The sequence below is a fragment of the Nocardiopsis sp. RV163 genome (assembly GCF_001029525.1).
Lineage (GTDB): Bacteria > Actinomycetota > Actinomycetes > Streptosporangiales > Streptosporangiaceae > Nocardiopsis > Nocardiopsis dassonvillei.
This window is the reverse complement of the sequence record NZ_LEKI01000348.1, coordinates 1-1025: the sequence shown is the minus strand read 5'-3', so window position 1 is coordinate 1025 and position 1025 is coordinate 1. Positions and strand designations below refer to the sequence as shown.

Annotated in this window: 1 protein-coding gene; it reads right to left on the bottom strand. The window is 74.6% G+C overall.

What is annotated here, in order from left to right:
* Nucleotides 1-71: 71 nt before the first annotated feature.
* A complete protein-coding gene (locus tag ABD54_RS26630) occupies nucleotides 72-953 on the bottom strand; it encodes an N-acetylmuramoyl-L-alanine amidase (protein ID WP_047872308.1) in 882 nt (293 codons plus the stop codon).
* Between the last annotated feature and the right edge of the window lie 72 nt (nucleotides 954-1025).

Sequence of the window (1025 nt, the reverse complement as noted above, 5' to 3'; positions counted from 1 at the left end):
GGCAGCGGGCGCGGGGCGGTCGGGGACCGGCGGCCAGGAGGGTCGCGGGCGGTCGCGCCGTCCGCGCTGCCTCAGCCCCGCATGAGATAGAGGGCCAGGCCCTGAGCGATGGCGTCGGCGGCCCGCTCCCGCCAGGCGGGGTCCTCCATGAGCGCCGCGTCCTCGGGGTTGCGCATGTTGCCCGTCTCCAGGAACACCTTGGGCACGTCGGACATGTTCAGCCCGCCCAGGTCGGTGCGCACGTCCAAGCCCTCGTCGGCGAGGTAGTCGGCGGTGGGGATGCCGCTGCCCTCCAGGTACGCGCGGTGGATGTCCTCACCTAGCAGCCGGGAGGGCTCGGTGATGTCGTCGGTGAAGCCCTCGACCTCGCCGGGCATGATCACGTGGAACCCGCGACCGCTCTCGGGGCCCCCGTCCGCGTGCAGGGAAACGGCAGCGTCGGCCCCCTCCTCGTTGCCGATGCCCGCTCGCTCGTCGATGCACGGCCCGACCCCGCCGTTGTCCTCGCGCGTGAGGACGACCGTGGCGCCGTCGGTCTCCAGCCTCTCCTTGACCAGTACGGACAGTTGCCAGTTGAACTCGTGCTCGGCGTAGCCGCTCGCGGTCTCGGTGCCGACTGTGTCGCAGGCCTTCTCGTTCGGCCCGGCGGGGACCATCGCGTTGATCTCGTCGGAGGCGGCGGCGTTGCCGCCGTTGTGGCCGGGGTCGATGACCACGACGCTGTCGCCGAGGGGGCCCCGGCCCGGGGGCGGGCCCTCCTGTTCCCCGTCCTCGGGGGCCTCGCGGTCGTCGCCGTCCTGCGGTCCGGGCAGGGGGAGGGCGGCGGTGGGGTCGCTGCCGGGAGGTGCGCCGGGCGACGCCGAGCAGGCGGCGGCGGTGAGGAGGAGGGCGGAGGCGAGTGCCAGGGCGCGGGTGGCGCGGCTCCGGGGCCCTGACGGTGCGGAGACGGGCATGCCCACAACCTAACCGTTCCGGTGACCCGGGCGTCACCCTCGCACGTCCGGCAGCGGGGCGGGGGGAAGGGG

What these genes read in the sequence shown, in the direction of transcription:
- ABD54_RS26630 (WP_047872308.1), bottom strand. Translation starts at nt 953, where the DNA reads ATGCCCGTCTCCGCACCGTCAGGGCCCCGGAGCCGCGCCACCCGCGCC.